Raw genomic sequence first — 21,738 nt, forward strand, 5'->3', positions numbered from 1 at the left:
GATGACAGGCAGTTGGAAGTTTTTAAAGGAAAATGATGTCATTGATGTGGTCGCTCCGGGCTATCCGTCAAAGCCTCATGAGGTCGAAGGTGCCCGGGATTTTTTGTTAAAGTGGAAGCTTCAGCCGCGAATTCCCAAAGGCATCATCAAACCGCATTTTCTGCATGCGCATGAAGATGAGGCGCGCTGGAGTTTTCTGAAGGCTGCGATTGAGTCCAGGGATTCCCAGGTGATCTGGTGTCTGCGGGGCGGTTATGGCAGCAATCGTTTGTTGCCCTATCTGGCGAAGCTCAAAAAACCAAAGACACCCAAGTTGTTGATTGGGATCAGTGATATTTCCTCTTTGCACACATTTGTGACTCAGGAATGGGGCTGGTCCACGTTGCATGCACCACTTTTGGATCGTTTGGGGCGCAACCTGGTGTCTGCCAAACATGAAAAAGAAATTCATGATGTGCTTTTTGGAAAGACCAAAAAAATTGAGTTTAAGAAACTCAAGCCTCTGAATCAGGCGGCACGCGAAGCTAAAACGATCAAATCCCGTATCACCGGGGGGAATCTGACGGTGTTGCAGTCCACTTTGGGAACGCCATGGCAGATTAATGCCGACAAGAAGCTTCTTTTTGTCGAGGACATCGGCGAGCGTGGTTACCGCGTAGATCGTATGTTTGAGCAGTTCCGTCAGGCGGGAATCTTTAAAAAATGCCAGGGTCTGATTCTGGGGGACTTCTTCGGTGGCGAAGAACCCGGGGGAACCGGCGCGGATAAAACGAATAAAGTCTTTAAACGTTGGGCCGAGGATCTGGAGATTCCTCTTTTCAAGGGCCTTGAGGCGGGACACGCGCCAGTGCAGCGACCCGTTCCTTTTAACACATCCTGTGAATTGACCGTCAATAGTGGTCGGGTCTTGTTACAGATTGAAACCGGAGGACGTCCGTAATGAAATATTCTGTTTTGGAAAGAAATCTGATCTCGCAGTTGGAAGAGCGCATCCGCGATACGACTCCGGGAGTGATGGTAAGAGCCTATCAGGGAGGACGTATTATCTGTGATGTGGCCGTGGGTAACACCTATGCCTATTACGATCTGGCCAGCCTGACCAAAGTGATTTTCACCACGCAGGCGATGTTGCAGGCATTTGAAAGCGGCAAATGGAATTTTGAAACCAAAGTCAGCGATCTCTTGCCGTGGTTTCAGCATAAAGACACGAAAATCACCGAGCTTCTGACTCACAGCTCAGGTTTGCCATGGTGGCTTCCTCTGTATCAGGAAATCAACACGTCGCTTTCGCGGGAAAAACGCCGCGAACAACTGCAGTCGATCCTGCAGGGTTTGAAAATTGAAAAACAGGAAACGGCCATTTATTCGGATGTAGGCTTCCTGGTGCTGGGTTATATCATTGAAAAAATCTATGATAAGTCCCTGGATGATGTCTGGACGGACATTAAAAATAAATTCTATCTTGGAACCACGCTGGAGTTCCATCCGGACAATCAAGTGACCAACAAACTTTCCTTGTATGCTCCAACTGAAGAATGTCCGGTGCGGCGTAAACTGGTGCAGGGTGAAGTCCATGATCTGAATGCCTGGGCACTGGGGGGTGTTTCCACCCATGCGGGCTTGTTCGGAAGCATCGATGATGTGGGTTGGTTCTCGTTGCACCTGCGATCACACTTGTTGGGGATTGCCCGTTATTCCATCCGTCAGAAGACGGCTCAGCTTTTTGCCAAACGCGCGCTTCCGGAAGGACAAGGCGACTGGGCGATGGGGTATATGATGCCGACACCAGGTTCGGCCAGCTGCGGGACGTATTTTTCGCTGGATTCGATTGGTCATACGGGCTTTACCGGGACCTCAGTCTGGTATGATCCGAAGATGGATTTGAGTGTGTGCATCCTTTCTAATCGCGTTCTTTATGGAGCCGACAACAAAGCCTTTGGCAAACTTCGTCCGGATATCCATAATTGGATTGTTGAAAACTACAGAAGAAGTGGACTTTAAAATGAATATTAAACCAGGCAGTCACATTCACTTGATGGGTATTTGCGGAACCGCGATGGCGTCGATGGCCGGTCTTTTGAAAGACCGCGGTTTTAAAATCACTGGCAGTGATTCCAATCCGTATCCTCCGATGTCCACGCAACTGGAAAATCTGGGGATCAACATCATGAAGGGTTATAAGGCCGAAAACCTGCACCCGAAGCCGGATTTTGTGATCGTGGGTAACGTGATTTCCGCCAGCAATGAAGAGGCCCAGGAGTTGATGAAACTCGGGATTCCGTACACATCGCTCCCTAAAGCCATGGGCGAATTTATCATTGAAAATCGCGAAAGTGTCGTGATCTCGGGGACTCACGGGAAAACCACGACGACTTCGATGATGGCCTGGGTGGCGGAAAATGCCGGAGTGAAGCCGGGCTTTTTGATTGGTGGAATTCCGAAAAACTTCTCGCAGTCCTTTAAAAATCCGGAAGGCAATTATTTCATTATTGAGGGGGACGAATACGACACGGCCTTCTTCGATAAGGTTCCCAAATTCATTCACTATCGTCCAAAGCATGTGATTCTGACTTCGGTGGAATTCGATCATGCGGATATCTATAAAGACCTGGATGATGTGAAGAAATCCTTTGCTCGCTTGATGAATCTGATTCCTGCAGAAGGCACGTTGCTGGCTTGTTCTGAAGATGCCAACGTGATGGAACTTCGTAAGCTGGCGAAATGCAAAAATTCTTTCACTTACGGTTTTGGCGCCGAGGCGGACTTCCGTGCGAAGATCATGTTCCAGAATGCCAATGGTCTGGGCTTTGAAGTTCATCACAAAGGTGAAATCCTGGGCCCTTATGCCATGCAGATCACGGGCGATTACAACGTTCTGAATGCGACGGCGGTGGTGGCGATGTCCAAGATGCTGGGGTTCTCGGAAAACCGCATTCAAATTGCGCTGGAATCTTTCGAGGGCGTCAAGCGCCGTCAGGAAATTCTGGGCGAACCGAACGGAATTTTGGTGATCGAAGACTTCGCCCACCATCCAACAGCGGTGCGTGAGACCGTGAAGGGCATTCAGAAGAAATATCCGGGGCGCAAGGTTTTCTCGGTGTTTGAGCCCAGAAGCGCGACCTCCCGTCGCAAAGTCTTCCAGAAAGACTATGTCGAAGCCTTCAAGGGTTCGCATGAAGTGTTGCTGGCCAAAGCCTTTGATCAAAGCAAGATCGACGAGGAAAATCGCTTCTCCAGTCACGAGCTGGTGGATGATTTAAAGAAGTCCCAGGTGACAGCCGCCGACTTTGATACGGCCGATGATATTGTGGCCGCCTTGAAGTCCAAAGCCCACAAGGGCGACGTGATTCTGATCATGAGCAACGGCGGCTTCGACGGAATCTACACCAAACTAATGAAAGCCTTGGAATAAAAGGTACCTGCTCACTTTTGCAGAAGCGTCGCGACATTCTTCGCGGCGCTTTTTTAATATGGATTTAGGAGTAACTCTCTCGGACGTCCTGTCCGCCGATCGGTCGCAACATCGAAGACCCCCTTGCGTAGGCTCTGCTTTATAATCTCTGTATCATAAGAGTTGGGAGTCTCATTGACCCATCTCAAAGTCTGATCGATTGATTCAAAAAGAATTTCGTCTGGGTAAAGAGGAAAATGCAGGCGCCCTTTTCCAAGAGAAAGTCCCCCTTTTCTAGGCATATCCCGGAGTTGTGTAACTCTTAGGCAGCACAGAAACGTCAATAAATCCCTGACTCAGAGGGGGTTAAAATCGAATTTCGGAGCAGTGCTTCTGCAAAAGTGAGCAGGTACCTTTCGGGGGTGCGCGTCAATGGAGGTTTTAGGGTGAAATAGGGCCGAGGTTTCGTTAATTTTTTTGGCCTATGTCGAATCTTACTCCGCTCATGAAACAGTTCTGGGACATCAAGTCTGTCCACCAAGATAAAATCCTTCTTTTCCGTATGGGGGACTTCTTTGAAATGTTCTTTGATGACGCTGTCAAAGCCGCACCGGTTTTGGGAATTGCGCTGACTCAAAGAAATAAAAAATCCCAGGATGAAACTCCGATGTGCGGAGTCCCGCACCACTCCATCGCAGGACCCATCAACAAGCTTTTGGCGCACGGTTTTAAGGTTGCCATCTGTGATCAGCTGGAGGATCCGAAAACAGCCAAAGGAATTGTTAAGCGTGGCGTGACCCGCGTTCTGACGCCGGGAATGGTTTACGATTCAGACACCTTGGATGGCACTAAACCGCACTATCTGGCAAGCCTTGATGCTGAGTCTTTGAGTTTCCTGGACACCACCACGGGAGAGGCTTTCTTCTTCCGTTCTAAAAAAACGGCGGAGCTTTTGCGCTTCCTGCAGATTCTTCCTGTGGCGGAGATAGTCATCAACAAAGAGGATGAGTCCCTGCTGACGGGTCTTGATGGAATTCTGATCAGCCATCATGAAGACATCGCCGATGCCCTTCATCCGCTTTTGAAAAATGAAGCACCGATGTCAGCAGCACGTCTGGTTTCTTATGTCAGCAACATGTCGGGTGATGAATCTTTGGCGACATTGTCTGCGTTTGAACTGCGCGATCTTGAGCACCGTCTGGAGCTGACCGCAACAACACAGCGTCATCTGGAAATCTTCTCAACTTATAAGGGCGAAGGCCTGGGCAGTTTGTTCCATGCCATCAACCGCACTCAGACGTCCGCCGGCAGCCGTTTGCTTCGTCAGTGGTTGAGCTTCCCTTTGCGCGATCAAAATGCGATCGAGCAGCGTCTGACCAATGTTGAGTTCTGGCGAAACCATGTGCTGGAGCTCAAACGCGTGCGCCAGATTCTGGGGCAGATGGGCGATATCGAACGCCGTTTGGGTAAGATTTCTCAACCTCAGTGCAATGGCCGCGATCTTCTGGCTTTGGCGGGAAGCGTGCATGCCGGTATCAGTTCTTTGGAGGTTTTGGTTCACGCCACGGGCGGGACGGCTAATTTTGAGGCCTTGCGCGAGCTGGCTTATAAAATTGAGCGCACTCTGGTCGAGGATCCGCCACTGACGACCAAGCAGGGCTATCTGATCCGCACTGGGGTTTCGGCGGAACTCGATGAGTTGATTGAGCTTTCCACCAATGCGCAGGCCATGGTGTCGCGCATGGAAGTTGAGGAAAAAGAAAAGACTGGAATCTCCAGCCTGAAGATTCGTTATAACAACGTTTTTGGTTATTATATCGAGATCACCAATTCTCACAAAGACAAGGTGCCGGCGAACTATCAGCGTAAGCAAACCCTGACCAATGCCGAGCGCTATTGTACGGAAGAGCTGATCGAGCTTGAAAGAAAAGTTCTTAGTGCCAACACGAAGCGAGCAGATCTGGAATTTGAATTCTTTGAAGCTCTTCGCAAGGAAATCCTTTCTCAGTGTCCGGCTTTGTTGGGGCTGGCGCATGAGTGCAGTGAAGTGGATGTGGTTTCAAGTTTGGCTTGGCTCAGCCTTGAAGAAAAATATGTTCGTCCAAGTTTCTCTGCCGATGGGTCTTTGAAAATGAAGGCCAGCCGCCATCCGGTGGTTGAACAAACTGTGAAGAAAAACTTTGTGGCCAACGACATTGAGCTTCGCCAGCACTCTTGTTTGCTGCTGACGGGCCCGAATATGGCCGGTAAATCCACGCTGATGCGTCAGGTGGCTTTGATTGCCATCTTGGCTCAAATGGGTTCTTTCGTGCCTTGTGATGAGGCTCAATTGCCAATCTTTGATGCGATCTTCACCCGTATCGGGGCGAGTGATCAGTTGTCCGAGGGGCTATCCACGTTCATGGTCGAGATGACTGAAACATCCGCGATGCTAAAGAATGCCACCAAGGATTCTTTGGTGATTCTGGATGAAGTGGGGCGCGGAACCAGCACGTTTGATGGAATGTGTCTGGCCCAATCGATTTTGGAACATCTGCTGAGTGAGGTGAAAGCTCTGACGTTCTTTGCCACTCACTATCATGAGCTGACCTCTTTGGATCAAAGTTTTGGTCAGATCACCAATGCGCACATGACTGTGGCCGAGCGAAACGGTGAAATCCGCTTCCTGCATACTTTGGTAAAAGGCCCGGCTTTGAAGTCCTACGGGGTTCAGGTGGCCGAGTTGGCAGGCTTGCCAGCAACGGTCACTCGTCGCGCAAAAAGTTTGTTGAGAGACATTGAGTCCAAGCGGGTTCAGGCCTCCAGCCAGCTTTCTTTGTTGGACTCTTTGTCTGCGGAAGTCGAAGTGCCAGCCATGGACATGGATCTTGCCGGGGCTTCTCAGATCTCTGAAAGTCTGAAGAACCTTTTGGATGAAGTGGAAAAATACCCTTTGATGCAGATGAGTCCGCTAGAGGCCATGAACCAAATCGCCAAATGGAAAGAACTAGTCTCCAATCAGTCTATAAAGGCTTGATCCTGCGTTGGTCGGGCGGACGCTTGTGCGGCCTACATTGAGTAGGCCTCCGCGCTTACCTTCCTCCCGCCTTGTCTGAAGCCTTTATAGCCCGATTGAATACTGCAGATGGATCGGGCGCATTGATCAGATTGGTAACTTAAGGTTTGTTTTCGGTGGGGCTTCGTTTACCATATTTTTATGGCGCAGAAGTCTTTTTTGAATTCAGAACAATGGAATCAAGCTCAGGAGGTTTTGGTGCCTCCGCTGATGACACCTGACGGAGATGTTCGTCAGGTGTTTTGTTTTTCGTCCGAGAATTTATCTTCCTGGCTGGGAGATCGGCTGGAAGAGCTTTTCAAAACCCGGCCTGAGTGGAAAGACTGCCATCCTATTATTATCGGCTCCTGGGCGCGGGGTGAACTCTGCCCCAAATCTGACATTGATGTTTTGTTCTGCGGTGATGAAGGCAAGGTGCGCTCTTTTGTGGATGCCTTGCAGGAGCAAGGGCTTAAGCTGCGCTATCGCATGCCACACAATCCAGCGGACTGGACTGAGAATGTCGAGGCCTTTGATATTCTGGCTCTGCTCAAAGCGCGTCCCTGGACGCCCGAGGCGGCCCAAAAACTTTTCGAACAACAAAAGCGCATTTGGAGCAAGAAAAACCAATACCGCCGGGGACTTCTGCGGGCCGTAAAAGAAGAGCGTCAGAACCGCGAAAAGCGCTATGATTCCATCACCAACTATCTGGAACCAAATATCAAGTTTGGTCCAGGAGGCCTGCGCGATCTGGAGCAGGGCCTTCAGATCTATGAACTGTTCGCGGAAAAGTTCACCAATCCCGGACATGCCCTGAATGTACTTCAGTATTATCGCAGTTATTTCCTAAGTTTGCGCCAGAAGCTTCATCTGGATGGATATGGTGATGTTCTTTCCGGAGCGGCACAGTTTGATATGGCTCAGTGGATGGGCTTTAAGTCGCATAAGGATTTTATGCGGGATTTGCAGCGCGGATTGTCCCGCGTGCATTTCTATTCGGACTGGATCGTGGAGGTTGCTGAAGCCTCCGAAAAGGATCTGAAAAAAATTGAAAGTCAGACCTTTAGAAAGTTCGAGGATTTTTTAACTGCGTTACATAAGAGTTCCCGCGTTTTGGTTCAGAAAAAGGTCCGCGAGAATCTGGATATCTTGCTGCCGGATTCCGTCGTCAAATCAGCGGCGAAACGCCGGGGGCAGGTGCTTGATAAGATTCTGAATGTGAAAGCGTCGGATGAGCTGTTGGTTAGTGTGTTTCGTTCGCGGTTGATCGATAAACTGGTGCCTGAAATCAGACGGTTGGTGGGCTATGTTCAACACGATCAGTACCATCGCTTCACCGCGGATTCCCACATCATGCAGGCCTGTCGCGAGGTCAAGCGCGTGTATAAAAAGCCTTCAGGTCTGGGGCCGTTAAAGTTTATTGCCAAAGATCTGACGACCGAAGACTGGCGTATCTTGAGCTGGTCCTGTTTGTATCACGATTTAGCCAAAGGCATGGAAAGCCCGGAACATCATTCCGATCTGGGGGTGACGCTCACGGAGCGCGACTTTAAAACCTACGGATTTGGCAAAGCCTTCACTGCTGAGGTGAAGTGGATGGTGCAAAATCACCTGGAGCTTTCTCAGGCGGCCTTCCGTAAAGATCCAAAGGACCCTAAGGTCTGGCAAGAACTGCGTGAAAGGGGAGTCGGGGGTTCCCGTCTTTTGCGTCTGGCTTTATTTACAGCCATTGATATTCGGGCCACCAATCCCGAGGCTTGGAATGAATGGAAAGCCAAACTTTTAAAGGACTTAGTGTTAAGTCTTCAATCAAAGCGTGCGCAAAATTATTTCGACTTTGCGGCCTTAAAGAAAAGCAAGAAGTTGCAGGTGGATGCTCAGGTGGTGGAAGAGCTGGGTGTGCAGTTGCTTGAAAGTGTTTCTTTAAAAGAGCTGGTCACAGATCTGAAAAAAGCCGAAAGCAGCGACAATTCATTAAAACCCCTGGTGCTCAAGACACGAAAAGGGGATCTATGGATTCGCTTCCACAACAAAGAAGATCGTCAGGGGCTGCTCAGTGACTATGTCGGGCAGCTTTATTCCCTGGGATTGGGGATTCGTCATGCGTCCATTCAAACTTTGCCGAAGGTGGGGGTTTATGACTGGTTCCAGGTCAGCAGTTCGCGGCCCGTGGCCTCTTTGATCAAGATACTTGAAAACAGTTCGATGCAAAGCAAGCCTGCTCCAATGGTAAAATTTGATTCCATTCAACTGGTCAGTGCGGATGAAAAAGAATGGGTCGTGAGTTTCAAAGCGGCCGATCAGTCGGGACTGTTGGCTTCTGCGGCCCGGGCCTTGAGTGATCTGGGGATCAGTATCAAGTCAGCTCGGGTGCATACGTGGGGGCGACAGGTGGATGATATCTTTGTCGTCAAAGCGCAAGGGAATCCTGAACAAATCGTGAGCGCTCTTCAGGATAGATTCCGCTCAACCTGACCGCCGTCATGAACCTTGTGTATTTCTAAAAAGTAATAAATCAGACTCACCGATAGATGGGACATTGCAAGAGGTGAGTTATGAAGTTTCTGAAAAGTCTCAATGGCAGACTGTTGTTGTTATCAGCAGTTCCTGTAGCGGGTTTGATTCTGACCTCGGTGGTGGCCTTAAGGGGAATTCAAAATTTGGATGAGGTCATCACAGGATTGAGCGCAAAAAGAATTCCCATCACGCAGATGATCGGGGATGCGCGGATTCACTCCAACGCCATTGCCAGACTCCTGTGGCAGGAAATCTCAGCTCATGCCGGAGATCAACAAAAGGTCACAACCCAGGCCCTGGAAAAAAGATTTCTTGAGATGGATCAGACTATACAGGGACTGCAGGGCATCGGTCTTGTGGCTGAGAATCAAAAGAATCTGAAAGACTTTGTGCGGGTGTGGGGAGTCTTGCAGAAGGACTACCGTTCGATCCTGTCCCGCGTGGGCTCTGTCGAAGACAGTGTGCTGATAAAGGAAATGGCCGGGACCGTTGAAAAAGCCAATGAGCTGACCAAGATCCTCTTGCGTATGGGGACGGTGCTCAAAGAGGCTAATATGAAATCCATCGCAGAGGCTGAAATCATGCGTGAAAAAGTACTGTTCACGATGTGGCTGTTTGCGGGTCTTTTTGCCGCGGGCAGTTTGATTTTCGGGGGTCTGTTGAGTCGCAAATTAAATAAAAACTTTGCCGAACTCTCGGCGACATTGGATGAGTCCGGATCGCATGTCGAGGCAGCTGCTGCAGAGATGTCAAAGTCCAGTCAGGCGCTATCCAGTGCCACAGTTGAAGAGGCCGCTTCCCTGGAAGAAACAGTGGCCTCCTTGGAGGAGATTAACAGTCAGGTCACGCTGACCTCTGATCGCGCCGAAATGGCGCGGGATCTCAGTGCCATGGCCATGCGGTTTTCTAAGGAAGGAGCGTCTCAGCTTCAGGAACTTTTGAAATCTATCGCGGACATCGAAGTCAGCTCCCGGCAGATTCAGGAGATCGTGGGAATCATCGACGATATCGCCTTTCAGACAAATCTTCTGGCTTTAAATGCCGCCGTGGAAGCGGCTCGGGCCGGAGAGCAAGGGCGTGGATTTGCCGTGGTCGCTGAGGCGGTTCGGGGTCTTTCCCAGCGCAGTGCCACCTCGGCGCGCGAAATAGCCCAGTTGATTTCACAAAGTGCAGTAAAGACCGGACAGGGGGCGCGACTGGCCAGCAGCAGTCATAAAGTGATGGGGCAGGTCTTTGATGCGATTGAAAAGCTGGCTGCCGTGAATTCAGAAATCGCGGTGACCTCGCGCGAGCAGGCACAAGGTTTGGCGCAGATATCCACCGCCACCACCCAGTTGGATTCAGCCACGCAGGCCAATGCAGCTGCCGCCGAAGAAACATCAGCCGCGGCAGAGGATCTCAATGCGCAAAGCAAAGAGTTGCGCCGACTGGTGGAGATGTTGAATTTGTTGGTGCGCGGAGAAGAATCAAAAAGAATGGCGGGATAAAAACAAAAAAACCCAGCTTCGCAGGCTGGGTTTTTTTGTTTTTATGGCAAAGAGGTTTAGTTGCTCTTCTTTTTTGCCGCACCGGTAATGCCGGTGTGGTTACGCCAATTGTATTCAGGGTGAGTCTTCGTGCGGTTGTGCCACATTTCCCAAGTTTTCTTTGGAAGTTTGTGAGAGACCTGACCCTTTTCATCAAAGATGTCTGGATCTTTACCAACTAGAAATTGACCGATGGATTTAAGAATTCCCATTATAAACCGCTCCTTAGATTGCTTGTTTAATATAAGCGACCTCCGGGGCCACGGCAAGACGCCAGCTGCCTTTTGCAGAAGCGCTGCGTCTTTGGTCGTAACTAAGAACGTGGGTTCGCGCAGACGTCGATGATATCCAAGCCGCGGTCTTCGGAAACTTTGCCAGCGCCTTTGTAGAAGCTGAAACACTGTTGGGCGGCCTGTTCATAGGCTTCCTCGTAGCTGCCTGCGGATTTTTTAAGCTCCAGGCTTTGGCCCGCCATCTTGTATTTGAAGGTGTACTCTTTAGAAGCGGCATCACGGCTGCTCCAAGCAAAGGAAGAGCAAGAGAAAGCCAGGATTGCGATAGTGATGATTGTCTTCATAAGTCCCCCTGTAATCAGGTTTGTTTCGTTACTTTTACATAGAGCAATCCGCAGGCCAGGGGGTGCCGGGGCGAGGGTGGTTTTTGGTGTTGTAAGATATTGAAAATACACGTGAAATAAGTCTCAAGATGGGGCGTCTCAAAGGGGTATGCAGGAACTCGACAGGTGACATGAAGGGGAATGCGGTTGATAAACTTTTAGACACTGCTTAAGCTTTGAGAAGAACTCAAAAAACAACAACAAGGACGTGTCTGTGAGAATTCTTCTTTTTGCTTTGATGATGCTTTCGGTTTCCACCTCCTTTGCAGGAACCCGGGGCCAGTTTGTCGGGATGCAGTTCATCGTGAATATCGCCTCGGTCATGTACGATGGCTCCAATGACAGCTCGCCGCAGATTCTTTTTGAAACCATGAATCGTCCTGAGCAAGACTCCATGATTGGCCGGGGAAAGGTGCTGGAAGCTCCACAGAAGGTTTTGAACTTCATCTGTGCCCGCAAAGGTGAAAACAATTATCAGTGCTCGATCTACATCCATCAATCCGCCCTGGCTCGCATTGCTCCTGGGAAGGCGTACTTTGATGCCCGCGGTGATCAGGCCCGCGCCCTGTTTGACCAGTTCCACACGCAAAATGGCCGCCTGTCCTACAAAGATGGCGATGGCGTCTTCCAGATCGAAGCTACGCCCGAGCGATTTGTCATGAAATTCGACGCTCAGGGTGTTTAATACAGGGTTTCCTGAAAAGGCCCTATGCCAAGGGCCTAATATGTTATAAAACCTCCTGCTTTGAGGGAGGTTGAAACAATGAAAACATGGATCGCTTTTGTCCTGCTTCTTCTTGGCATTTCGGCTGAGGCCAAAACTCTTTTAGTCAGTGATATCGACGACACTATCAAACTTGCGCACGTGAAGGATCTGTCTGAGGCCGCACGTTTTGCCTTTGATTCCCAGAGCCGCTTCCTGGGCATGAGTGAGCTTTATCAGCTGATCGATCAGGATCAGCCCGATCTGGATATCGTGTATCTATCCCGTGCGCCGAACTGGCTGATGGGTCGCACCCACCGCAAATTCCTGGTTAATGGTGGATTCCCTGAAGGTCAGTACATCAATCGCACCAATTACGATTCCGACGTTCATAAGCTTTATTCTTTACGGGACATCATGAACCGGGTTCGCCCTGATACCGTCATTTTCCTGGGCGACAACGGCGAGCAGGATGCTGAAGTCTATCAGCAGATTTCCCAGGAGTACGCCAACAAAGGAATCCGCTTTCACCAGTTCATCCGGGTGGTTTATTCCAACACAAGCTTTATGATTCTGGACACGCGCCTGCAGTCTGGTCAGGTCGGCTTTGTGACACCGATTGAGGTGGCTGTCGAGCTGGAAAAGGCCGGTATTCTGAAGACATCGTCTGTGGATCTTCTGATGGACGCTTTGATGCCGGAAATTATGATTCAGAAAAACTACACAGCCGAAGGCGTGGTGGCATTCCCTTACTTTGTGAACTGCCGTGACTTTGTCTGGAGATGGGATGCGGACGTGGTTCGCTTTGCTCCCTTGAAGGATCTTAAAAAGCGTGTGATTGAACGCTGTAAGATTCGCCCCTAAGGCTTAGATCATGTTGTTAAAGTATCAGCTTCCCCGCATTTACGAAAACATACTTCCGCGAGAGATTCTGCAGTTTTCTCCGGAAGAAAAAAAGGCCACCTGTGACACTTGTGCCATGGCTCGCCCGCGCAACAAGGCCAAGATCCACTATCGCGAGGATCTGAAGTGCTGCACCTTTCATCCTTTCTTGGCCAACTATCTGGTCGGAGCGACCTTTTTAGATGAATCGGCCACCGAGGCTCATCGCATTCTGCGGGATAAGATGGCCCGTCGCGAATACGCCCTGCCCATCGGGATGGTGGCGCCGGTCAAGTACCAGGTTGAGTTCAACAATCGTGAAGAGGGTGACTTCGGTCAGCGCGAAGACTGGCTGTGCCCGTACTACAATAAACAAACACAAAACTGCAACGTCTGGCGCAATCGCGGGGTGGTCTGCACGACCTTCTTCTGCAAAAGCTCTTATGGTAAGATGGGTTTGAAATTCTGGGAAAAGTTCAGCAATTATCTCTGGTATGTCGAGCTGGCCCTGCTGGAAGAGGCTCTGGCGATGCTGGACTTCTCTCCGCGACAAGTTATGACTTTACTTGATTATCACAACCGTTTTGATGGCACAGTCGCCGAAAAAAAGTCCTGGGTTTTGCCGGAAAAAACCGCGCGCGAGCTTTGGAACGGGTATTATGATGATCAAGAGGGCTTTTATAAAAAGAGCTTTGAGATCGTGGCGAACTTGGATAAAAAGGCTTTCCACGAATTGATCGGTGAACAAGGGCAGTCTTTGGAAGAAGAGCTTTTCACCATTTTGCCGAAACTGAAAAGTGAATAAATAAAGATGACCATTCAAGAAAAACAAAACAAAGTGATTGCCGATTTCTCCGCTCTTTCTCAGTGGGAGGATCGTTATAAGAAAATCATCGAGTTGGGAAAAAGCCTGCCGGAAATGCCCGAGTCTTTGAAGATCGAGCAGAACATGGTGAAGGGGTGCCAGTCTCAGGTCTGGCTGTCTGCCAGCTTGAACGATCAGGGGCAGATGGTTCTGCAAGGGGACAGTGACGCTTTGATCGTGAAGGGTTTGGTCGGACTGGTTCTGAGTGTTTATTCCGGAGTGACGCCGGCAGAAGTTTTAGCGACGCCGCCGGAATTTTTAAAAGCTTTGGGGTTTGAAGGAAACCTATCCCCGAGTCGCGCCAACGGTCTTCATTCGATGCTAAAGCAAATCAAACTCTATGCGACGGCCTTCGATTATTTGTTAAAAACAAAAAAATAGTTTGTTTTTCCCTGTATTTTTACACAGACTAAAAGAGGTGGATGACCATGAGGGTCGTTCAGAGGGGAAATCGTGAAAAGGAATTCATTCGTCGCGGCGCTTTCTGTCGCTGTTGCAGCAACGTTTTCAGTCGGATTTGTCAATATCACTCCCAAAGTCATTTACGGTGAAGATAATCGAGTCGATGTTTACCAGGTTCAACGTTCTGACATCCGTGAAATCGCGGATTCGACGGTGGCTTTGATTCCTAAAAGTTCTTTGGTCCCAGGCGCTGAAGGCAAAATTAAAATTCACGCAAAAATTTACGGAAAACAGATGAATCTGTGTTCTTCAGAGCCCTTCTTTGATCAGCCGGCGGCGGCCAACTGTTCGGGTTCCCTTGTGGGGGAAGATCTGATCGCGACGGCCGGTCACTGCATCAGCAGCTCGGATTGTGCGAAATATGCTTTCGTGTTCGGTTATCGCATGATTGATGAAAGAAGAGCCCCTTTGTCTGTGGCTGAGGAAGATGTTTATTCCTGCAAAGAGATCGTTGCGCGCGAATACACTCGTGAGCAGGATTATGCTTTGGTTCGTTTGGATCGTCCGGTGCGTGGTCACCGTGTTTTGAGTTTACAAACAACACCTGTTGAAGCCGGTGATGATATCTACGTTGTGGGGCATCCGTCCGGATTGCCAACCAAGATTGCTGATGGCGCCAAAGTGCGTTCTCAGAATGGGGCTTACTTCCAGGCCAATCTGGACACCTATGGTGGCAACTCAGGTTCTGCCGTTTTTAATGCCAGAACCAATGAGGTTGTCGGAATCCTGGTTCGTGGGGCGCAGGACTTTGTCTTTGACCGCGAAAATAAATGCACGGTCAGCAACCGTTGTTCTGATGAGGGCTGCCGTGGCGAGGATGTGACGAACATCTCGTACATCGTAAAGGCTTTGCAGCAGTAATTTTAAAAAGAATCTGAAATAAGCAAAAACCCACAGCTCCAACTGTGGGTTTTTGTTTTTCTGGGCACCTACTGGAAGCGCAAAGGTCTTCCGGGATCCGGGACATTGGAAGGAGCCAAAGGATGACGTTTGATTGCGCCTTCGTTCGGACAACTTTTGTCGGTGCTTTGCAGTCTGGCCATGTCTGACAGTTTATCCCTTGCAGCTTCACCGGCGCAGGGGAGTAAAGGAGAATCTTTCTGCGAAGTGGCGGGTTTTCGCTGAAGCTCTTCTAAGGTGATAGAGCTGCTGCCGGTCGTGTCTTTGGTTTCGGCCTGAAAAGGCGCACCCTCAGTGAGATGCGGGATTATTAGCAAAGCGGCCAGAAGCCATAAAGCTTTGTGTTTCATAATGGCCTCCTTTGTGTTGAAGGGCCTCTTTTTGAAACGGGAGCTATTGTTTATTATAGCACAAATGCAGAAGTCCCAGACGATGTGTCCTGGCACTGGGCTTAAAACAAAAGAGGAGACCATGGGTCTCCTCTTTCTTAAGGCGTATTAAATTAAAATATTTTTTAGATTGTCGCGTGAACGCGGTGAGTGTCGTCCATGTCATCAAGGTAGTTCAAGAACTCCTCAACGTCTTTTCTTTGTTCGTCTGTCAGCTCGGTGATGTTCTTGGCTTTGTAGGACAGTTCACCTTTGGTGATTTTCCAACCACGTTTGGTCAACGCTTCACGAACAGCATCCAGATCATCTGCCGAAGTGTAGAATTCGTAGGTGCCCTCGTCTTCATAGACCTCGTTGGCACCTGCTTCAATCGCTTCTTCGTCCGGATCGAAAGTTCCTTCTTTGGTGCCTTCAATCAGGCCGACACGGTCAAACATCCATGCCACGGAACCCGTTTCACCCATGTTGCCTTCGTGAGATTTGAAAGCATGACGCATGTCCGGAGCGGTTCTGTGTTTGTTGTCGGTTTGACATTCCACGATCACGCCCACGCCATGAGGGCCATAGCCTTCATAGGTCAGCTCTTCAATCACCTTGCCATCATCCAGAAGACCGGCACCTTTTTTAATAGCGCGCTCGATCGTGTCGTTCGGGCAGGAAACTTTTTTAGCGGCATCAATAGCCATGCGAAGGCGTGCATTTCCGTTGGGATCAGGGCCACCAGCCTTTGCAGCAACAGCGATCTCGCGCGCAAGTTTGGTGAATATTTGGCCTTTTTGTTGAGCTTTCTCAACTTTACCGGCGTTTTTCCATGATTTACCCATATGTCTCCTTCTTCGCCTTGGGAGATATATTGCAGCAAATCAGTATATATTTGGCAAGAATGGGAGCGGGATGTAAAAGGGGCTATGTTCAGTTTTTCCATCCCCGATGTCTGGGAAAAAATAGACACGATCGAACAAGCATGTGAGGCGGCTTTTAAATTGAAGCAGCCGTGGACGGATATTCCCGAGGACCCGGCCCGCGACGTCTTGTTGCTGCACCCCAAAGAGCACCCTCCCAAAAAGGGTTTTGCGACCCCCGAGGGACAGGCCCGTATGCTGCACGATCTGGCCAGCATTGAACTTCAGGCTATGGAACTGGGGGTTCGTACCCTGGTGGAGTTTCCGGAGGCGCCCCAAGGCTTTAAAGAGGAGCTTGTCGCCGTCACGGTCAGCGAAGCCCAGCATTTACGCATGTGTCTGGAGGGGATTGAGGCTCTGGGGTTCAAGTGGGGGGATTGGCCTGTGCATTCTGCTTTGTGGCGCGCGGTCAGTTCTGAAGACACTTTGTTGGATCGAATTCTGATTGTGCATCGTTATCTGGAAGGCAGCGGACTGGACGCGGGGGATACTTTGATCCGCCGCCTGGAAGGAACTGCCGGCAAAGATACCATCCAAAAGATTGTGAAGCAGATCAACTTTGAGGAAATCGGGCATGTGAATTTCGGTTCCGTCTGGTATCGCGAAATCTGCCGGGAAAACAAGATCGACGCGGCGGTGGACTTCAAAGAGCGCATGGCCTCGCTGCGTGTGCGCTTGCCGAAGCGGGTCGAGCCGATCAATCGTATTCTGCGCACCAAGGCGGGGTTTTCTGAAGATGAAATCAAATACTTCGAGGATCTGCGTCTGGATTTCCTGGCTCGCAAAGCCTAAGAGCTTGTCAGTCTAAATCTTGATAATAGGAAAGAGTGAGGGACGCGAAGCTGTGGAAGTTTTCGCGTTCTTCAAACTCGGGCGATGTGGTGACAAAGCGCCAGATAAAACTCAGGTTGTAATACTGCACGCCATAGCCGAACTCCGTTGTGGCGGTCAGCGTTTTGCGGGTGACACTGTGGCTGCCACCAAATGTGTTTCCATCCAGAAAGATATCCCTGCCAACGATATTGCCTCGGGCCGCAGCAAAGCCGTAAACTCTCCAGGGGAGCTGGGCCTTGCTTTCGCGGGGATCTTTGATCATGTCGCCGTCAGAAGCGGAAGGACGGGTGGGGCCGAAGTCATTTGGCAGGTTGATGCCCAGGCGGCCAATCACACCCACGTGGCCGGCGATCAGTACATTTCCCAGGGACGCCCCCATGTACGGGATGATATCAAACATGCGCCCGGCATCTTTATCCAGATAATCGACAAAGCGGTTTTTTTGAAAGTACGAAAGTTGCACCGTGGGTTCGGTATTTAATTGGTTCTTCCAGCCATAGGCGCGGTCCACGTCAATAAGGTCGTGAAAGTTGTTCTGAAATTCTTCACCCAGAGAGTCCGGACCAACAACCCCTAGATCCAGTTCCAGGGTGTGACTGCGGATTTCAGTTTTATAGTTCGCAGTCAAGCCGACATAAAGCCAACCCGCATAGGGACGGTCATCTGTGATCAGTTTTGTTTCCTTGATGTCTTCTGGTGTGTAGATTTTCTGATTAAGCGAAATACCAAAGTTGGTGGTGGAGTTTTTAAACTCCTCCTGAAGCTCTGGTGTCCAGTTGGTTAAAAAAGGCACCCAGGAAGGCACGGTGTCTTCCGCATAAAGGTAGGAGAAACGAAAGCCATTGGTGTAGCCATTGTCCGAGTTCGGTCCTCCCAGGCGGCGCGTATCGTTTTCGATAGAGACGGTAAAGGCCTCTCCTTGATTGGCTTGAAGTTGGGCAGAGGGGGCTAAAGACAGCGGCAGAAGCAGCCCTAAGAATTTAATCCAGGCTTTCATCGTCCTCCAGGAAGCGCCACTGACCTTCGGGAAGTTTTCCCAAACGGATGTTGCCGATGCGCACCCGCTTCAGACCCGTGACTTTCAGGCCCACCAGTTCACACATGCGGCGAATCTGGCGCTTTTTACCCTCTTGCAGAACAAAGCGCAGCTGATCTTCGTTCAGCCATTCCACCTTGGCGGGTTTTAGTTTTTTCCCATCCAGGGAAAGGCCGTAATTTAAAAGTTTTAGTTTATCCGGTGGAAGCTTTCCTTCCACACGCACGATGTATTCTTTTTCCAGTTTGGACTCTTCACCAATAATGCGTTTGGCGATGCGACCATCCTGCGTGAAAAGCAGCAGCCCTTGTGAATCAATATCCAGACGCCCGGCCACGGCCAGGCCCTTGAAGTGTTCTTCTTTTAAGCGCATCTTCGAATTGCCAAACTGATTTTGCGGCGTGATCAGCTTGATGGCCGGTTGATAAGGCGGCTCGGGCTGGGCTGAGACATAGCCGACAGGTTTGTTTAAAAGAATCGTCGCCAGTCGCTTTTGTTGTTTTAAAGCCTGAGCTTCCAAAGTGATACTGACATCAGGATCCACCTTGGTTCCCAACTGGCTGATGATTTCGCCATTCACACGCACCAGACCGCGAGAGATATAGTCATCCGCCTCTCGACGAGAGCAAATCCCGCGTTCAGCCATCAGTTTGGAAAGGCGCACTTTATTGTCGTCACTCATAAGCGGATCTCCGTCCAGATCGTATCCATTTCATAAAGGCGAAGGTAAGAAAGGCTTTCGACTTTGACCTGCTCTTTAAGTTTATTCAGAAAATACAAAGCAATATTTTCGGTGGTTGGGATGGTGTTTTTAAACTCTGGGATCACAAAGTTCAAGTGCTCATGATCCAGTTGGCCGGTGAGTTGGGATAAAATATCCTGTAAATGGCTTTTTTCCTGTTCCCACTGGGTTTCTGCCACTTTAAAGCCCACTTCCAGAGTGTAATTGTGTCCATGCCCATATTGTGTGAAGCAGCGACCAAATTCCGCACGATTGGTTTTGTCATCCCATTGGGGCTGATAATAAAAGTGCGCCGAGCTGAAGGGGCTTTTTAAAGTTAAAATCACAGATTGATTCCGCCATCCACAGCAAGGACCGCTCCGGTGGTCCAGGCGGACTGATCAGATCCCAGGAAGTAGGCGGCTTTGGCGACATCTTCGGGTTGGCCAATGCGGCCCAGTGGCTGCAGGGATTTCATCTTTTCCACGACTTCGTTTTTCTTTTCTACCGGCAGGCCGTGGAAGCTGTGAATGGGTGTGTCCACGATCCCGGGGCAGACGCAGTTGGCGCGGATCTTGTGCGGTCCCCCCTCCGCCGCCAGACTTTGTGTCCAGTTGATCAAAGCCGCTTTCACGGCCGAGTAAGAGGAGGTCGGTCCTTGCGGGCGCAGGCCCAGCGTTGAGGAAATATTCACGATGCTGCCACCACCTTGTTCTTTGAAGTAGGGGAAGAAGGCGCGCACAATGCGCAAAGGTCCCAGCATGTTCACTTCAAACTGTCGTTGCCAGATTTCATCACTGCCTTCTTCAGTGGAGTGAGCCTCATAAACTCCCGCGCTGTTCACGATGCATTCAACGCGGTGGATTTTTGCCCCCAGAACCTCGCCCAGGCGTTTGTTCAAAGCGGCCTCGTCGGCAAGATCGCAGGACACAATCGAAGCCCCGCTACGGCATTTCAAGGCCACGTCCTGAAGGCGTTCCTTATTGCGTCCCATCAGATAGACAAAGTATCCGTTTTTGGAAAATTCGATGGCGGTGGCGGCTCCGATGCCACTGCTGGCTCCGGTGATAAGGGCGGCTTTTTTCAATGTGCTGACTCCCGTTTTTTGAACTGGACTTATGGTAGCAAAGGAGAGGGCCGATGAGAAGTTATGTCCTTGCGCGAAGCGTTTTCTATTGGAATAAAGTTCTTCTTTGTCGGCCTGATGATCTTCGGCGCCTTTCTTATTCAAATCCCTTAAATCTTCTTTTAAGCGCTGAGGCTGTTTTGTTGCCTGTCGTCGAATAAAAAAAGCCGGGTGGGAAACCCGGCTTCACGGAAGAATTCGAAATAGGAACGGCTTTAAGCCACTTTTTTGGCCGCCGTGTAGTGATAGTACTTCTTGTCGAAGTCCGGCGCCTTGGCGCCCTCTTTGGTGATCAGACCGGCTTTAAACCAGTCAAAGTGCTCAGCGCAGAAACCTGCTTTTTCGGATTTCTTTTTGCAGCCTTCACCGCAGCAGCGAGCGGATTCAAGAGAAACAACATTGTTTGGAATCTGTTTTGAAAAATTTTTGTCAGCCATCGAGTGACCTCCAGATGTAATCTTAAGCTGGTTAATTGTCTTAAGACATAAGACTTATCGGCGAAGGTCTAATGGACTTTAGGAAATATTCTCAGATCTGGAAGATCTCAGTTTGAGACAATAAAAAGATAGCCAAGCAAGGCTTGGCTATCTATGGAATTGGATTGGTAAAGTCAGAGGAATTAGATCAGTTTCAGGAAGCGGCCCAGATCCACAGGTTTAGAGAACAAATACCCCTGACCATAGCGAGCCCCCAAAGTTTCCAGAACCAGGGCTTCTTCATGGTGCTCGATACCTTCAGCGATAACCTCGATATCCATGGCGTGTGCCAAGTGAATAATGGAACTTACCACGGCTTTGGATTTTGGATCGCTTAAGATTTTCATCACAAACGAGCGGTCGATTTTCAGGAAGCTGATCGGCATCTGAGTCAGGTATTGCAGACCCGAGAATCCGGTCCCGAAGTCATCAATGGAAATGGCATATCCCAGGCTGCGGCACTGGTTCAGGGCGTCCAGGGCAATGGCTCCATCCATCATGATTCTTTCAGTCATCTCAAGTTTGATATTCTGAGTTTGCAGATCATGCTTTTCACGTAAATCTTCCAGATTGTTCACAAAGTCAGAATGTGTGAACTGGCGACCGGAGATATTAATACTCATCATGAAATCGTCAGACATCTTTTCTTTTTTATTTAAGCGCAACTGATCCTGAATGGTGCGCAGATCCTTCAGGGCCTGATTGATGATCCAATGACCAATCGGGATCACCATGGACGAATTTTCGATGATATCAATGAACAAATTCGGGGACACTAAACCATGCTGCGGGGAATTCCAGCGCAAAAGAGCTTCACAGCCTGTGATGGTTTTTGTTTTCAGGTTTACGATGGGCTGGTAGAAAAGTTCGAATTCCTTGTTCTGAAAGGCCTGGAAAATCTGATTTTCAAGTTTGATCTGATCCAACGCACTTTGGGTGCCATCGGTGCCAGCTCCGGAATTGTCGATTTCCACTTCGGACAGTCGTGCTGGACCGCCCATGTTTTTGCGGCGCAGACGTTTTAGCAGGACTCGCATCAACAATTGAACGACTTTGTCAGCTGTGGAAACGCGCTCTAAAACCTGCTGTTTGGTGACGATCGCCAGGCGCACGTCCTCCAGCGCCCTCACGGAAGCAGAGCGATTCTGGTTGTCGATCAAAGCCATTTCACCAAAGATCTCGCCTTCACCCAGGATCGTCAGAGGGATTTCCTCTTTGTCCTTGGTCAGATAAATAAGAACCCGACCTTTTTCGATAATATAGGCACAGTCACCCTCATCACCTTCGCTGAATATAATCTGGTCTTTGTGGATATCGACGGACTGAGTTGCTTCATTCATAGATGTTTATCATAGGGT

Annotated in this window: 22 protein-coding genes; 12 read left to right on the top strand and 10 right to left on the bottom strand. The window is 49.8% G+C overall.

The features are described from left to right. Position 1 precedes the first annotated feature (1 nt). The 6 genes from ACZ5ZZ_RS08330 (at position 2) to ACZ5ZZ_RS08355 (ending at position 10,429) form a co-directional block, all read left to right on the top strand. Positions 2-940, top strand: a complete 939-nt coding sequence (locus ACZ5ZZ_RS08330; RefSeq protein WP_464142246.1) for a S66 peptidase family protein — start codon at positions 2-4, stop codon at positions 938-940. Continuing rightward, positions 940-2,001, top strand: a complete 1,062-nt coding sequence (locus ACZ5ZZ_RS08335) for a serine hydrolase domain-containing protein (RefSeq protein WP_464121147.1) — start codon at positions 940-942, stop codon at positions 1,999-2,001. The genes ACZ5ZZ_RS08330 and ACZ5ZZ_RS08335 overlap by 1 nt, the downstream gene beginning before the upstream one ends. Next, positions 1,973-3,412, top strand: a complete 1,440-nt coding sequence (mpl, locus tag ACZ5ZZ_RS08340; protein WP_464142248.1) for a UDP-N-acetylmuramate:L-alanyl-gamma-D-glutamyl-meso-diaminopimelate ligase — start codon at positions 1,973-1,975, stop codon at positions 3,410-3,412. The genes ACZ5ZZ_RS08335 and mpl overlap by 29 nt, the downstream gene beginning before the upstream one ends. Before the next feature lie 484 nt (positions 3,413-3,896). Further along, positions 3,897-6,407 (top strand): DNA mismatch repair protein MutS, encoded by a 2,511-nt coding sequence (gene mutS, locus ACZ5ZZ_RS08345; RefSeq protein ID WP_464142250.1) that lies wholly within the window; start codon positions 3,897-3,899, stop codon positions 6,405-6,407. Positions 6,408-6,587: 180 nt separating this feature from the next. After that, positions 6,588-8,900, top strand: coding sequence for a [protein-PII] uridylyltransferase family protein (locus tag ACZ5ZZ_RS08350; protein WP_464142252.1), 2,313 nt, complete (start codon positions 6,588-6,590; stop codon positions 8,898-8,900). Between the two features lie 80 nt (positions 8,901-8,980). Beyond that, positions 8,981-10,429 carry a methyl-accepting chemotaxis protein gene (locus tag ACZ5ZZ_RS08355; protein ID WP_464142254.1) on the top strand — a complete coding sequence of 483 codons (1,449 nt, stop codon included), beginning with the start codon at positions 8,981-8,983 and terminating at the stop codon, positions 10,427-10,429. A gap of 56 nt (positions 10,430-10,485) precedes the next feature. On the opposite strand, the gene ACZ5ZZ_RS08360 is transcribed toward ACZ5ZZ_RS08355, so the two are convergent. Continuing rightward, complete coding sequence (locus tag ACZ5ZZ_RS08360; protein ID WP_464121151.1) at positions 10,486-10,680, bottom strand: hypothetical protein; 195 nt, start codon at positions 10,678-10,680, stop codon at positions 10,486-10,488. 101 nt (positions 10,681-10,781) lie between these two features. Next, positions 10,782-11,045, bottom strand: a complete 264-nt coding sequence (locus tag ACZ5ZZ_RS08365; RefSeq protein ID WP_464135077.1) for a hypothetical protein — start codon at positions 11,043-11,045, stop codon at positions 10,782-10,784. Positions 11,046-11,298: 253 nt separating this feature from the next. On the opposite strand from ACZ5ZZ_RS08365, the gene ACZ5ZZ_RS08370 reads away from it, so the two are divergent. The 5 genes from ACZ5ZZ_RS08370 to ACZ5ZZ_RS08390 all read left to right on the top strand — a co-directional run bounded on the left by ACZ5ZZ_RS08370 (position 11,299) and on the right by ACZ5ZZ_RS08390 (position 14,857). Continuing rightward, the gene (locus ACZ5ZZ_RS08370; protein ID WP_464135080.1) at positions 11,299-11,769 is read left to right on the top strand and encodes a hypothetical protein; all 471 of its coding nucleotides are present in this window, start codon (positions 11,299-11,301) and stop codon (positions 11,767-11,769) included. 78 nt (positions 11,770-11,847) lie between these two features. Then, positions 11,848-12,651, top strand: coding sequence for a phosphatase domain-containing protein (locus ACZ5ZZ_RS08375; protein WP_464142256.1), 804 nt, complete (start codon positions 11,848-11,850; stop codon positions 12,649-12,651). 10 nt (positions 12,652-12,661) lie between these two features. Further along, on the top strand, positions 12,662-13,474 hold the full coding sequence (locus ACZ5ZZ_RS08380; RefSeq protein WP_464142258.1) for a hypothetical protein: 813 nt from the start codon (positions 12,662-12,664) through the stop codon (positions 13,472-13,474). A gap of 6 nt (positions 13,475-13,480) precedes the next feature. Further along, the gene (locus ACZ5ZZ_RS08385; protein ID WP_464121156.1) at positions 13,481-13,915 is read left to right on the top strand and encodes a SufE family protein; all 435 of its coding nucleotides are present in this window, start codon (positions 13,481-13,483) and stop codon (positions 13,913-13,915) included. Positions 13,916-13,987: 72 nt separating this feature from the next. Further along, complete coding sequence (locus ACZ5ZZ_RS08390; RefSeq protein WP_464135084.1) at positions 13,988-14,857, top strand: trypsin-like serine peptidase; 870 nt, start codon at positions 13,988-13,990, stop codon at positions 14,855-14,857. A 68-nt stretch (positions 14,858-14,925) separates the two neighbouring features. On the opposite strand, the gene ACZ5ZZ_RS08395 is transcribed toward ACZ5ZZ_RS08390, so the two are convergent. Further along, on the bottom strand, positions 14,926-15,246 hold the full coding sequence (locus ACZ5ZZ_RS08395) for a hypothetical protein (protein WP_464142260.1): 321 nt from the start codon (positions 15,244-15,246) through the stop codon (positions 14,926-14,928). Positions 15,247-15,410: 164 nt separating this feature from the next. After that, positions 15,411-16,109 (bottom strand): YebC/PmpR family DNA-binding transcriptional regulator, encoded by a 699-nt coding sequence (locus ACZ5ZZ_RS08400; protein ID WP_464135087.1) that lies wholly within the window; start codon positions 16,107-16,109, stop codon positions 15,411-15,413. Between the two features lie 84 nt (positions 16,110-16,193). Between ACZ5ZZ_RS08400 and ACZ5ZZ_RS08405 the strand changes: the two genes are divergently transcribed. After that, entirely contained in the window at positions 16,194-16,979 is a 786-nt protein-coding gene (locus tag ACZ5ZZ_RS08405; RefSeq protein WP_464142262.1) for a DUF455 family protein, read from the top strand. 7 nt (positions 16,980-16,986) lie between these two features. Here the strand turns inward: ACZ5ZZ_RS08405 and ACZ5ZZ_RS08410 are convergent, their stop codons facing one another. From ACZ5ZZ_RS08410 to ACZ5ZZ_RS08435, 6 genes are all read right to left on the bottom strand, one after another. Then, positions 16,987-18,018: a lipid A deacylase LpxR family protein gene (locus tag ACZ5ZZ_RS08410; protein ID WP_464142264.1), complete on the bottom strand. Its 1,032-nt coding sequence runs from the start codon at positions 18,016-18,018 to the stop codon at positions 16,987-16,989. Then, entirely contained in the window at positions 18,002-18,739 is a 738-nt protein-coding gene (locus ACZ5ZZ_RS08415; RefSeq protein WP_464121166.1) for a pseudouridine synthase, read from the bottom strand. Before ACZ5ZZ_RS08415 ends, ACZ5ZZ_RS08410 begins: the two co-directional genes overlap by 17 nt. Next, complete coding sequence (locus ACZ5ZZ_RS08420) at positions 18,736-19,125, bottom strand: 6-carboxytetrahydropterin synthase (RefSeq protein ID WP_464121168.1); 390 nt, start codon at positions 19,123-19,125, stop codon at positions 18,736-18,738. The genes ACZ5ZZ_RS08415 and ACZ5ZZ_RS08420 overlap by 4 nt, the downstream gene beginning before the upstream one ends. Continuing rightward, the gene (locus ACZ5ZZ_RS08425; protein ID WP_464142266.1) at positions 19,122-20,009 is read right to left on the bottom strand and encodes an SDR family NAD(P)-dependent oxidoreductase; all 888 of its coding nucleotides are present in this window, start codon (positions 20,007-20,009) and stop codon (positions 19,122-19,124) included. The genes ACZ5ZZ_RS08420 and ACZ5ZZ_RS08425 overlap by 4 nt, the downstream gene beginning before the upstream one ends. A 110-nt stretch (positions 20,010-20,119) precedes the next feature. Next, entirely contained in the window at positions 20,120-20,341 is a 222-nt protein-coding gene (locus tag ACZ5ZZ_RS08430; protein ID WP_464121172.1) for a hypothetical protein, read from the bottom strand. A gap of 182 nt (positions 20,342-20,523) precedes the next feature. Continuing rightward, positions 20,524-21,720, bottom strand: coding sequence for an EAL domain-containing protein (locus ACZ5ZZ_RS08435; RefSeq protein ID WP_464135094.1), 1,197 nt, complete (start codon positions 21,718-21,720; stop codon positions 20,524-20,526). Positions 21,721-21,738: the final 18 nt, after the last annotated feature.

Source organism: Bdellovibrio sp. HM001, assembly GCF_055397275.1.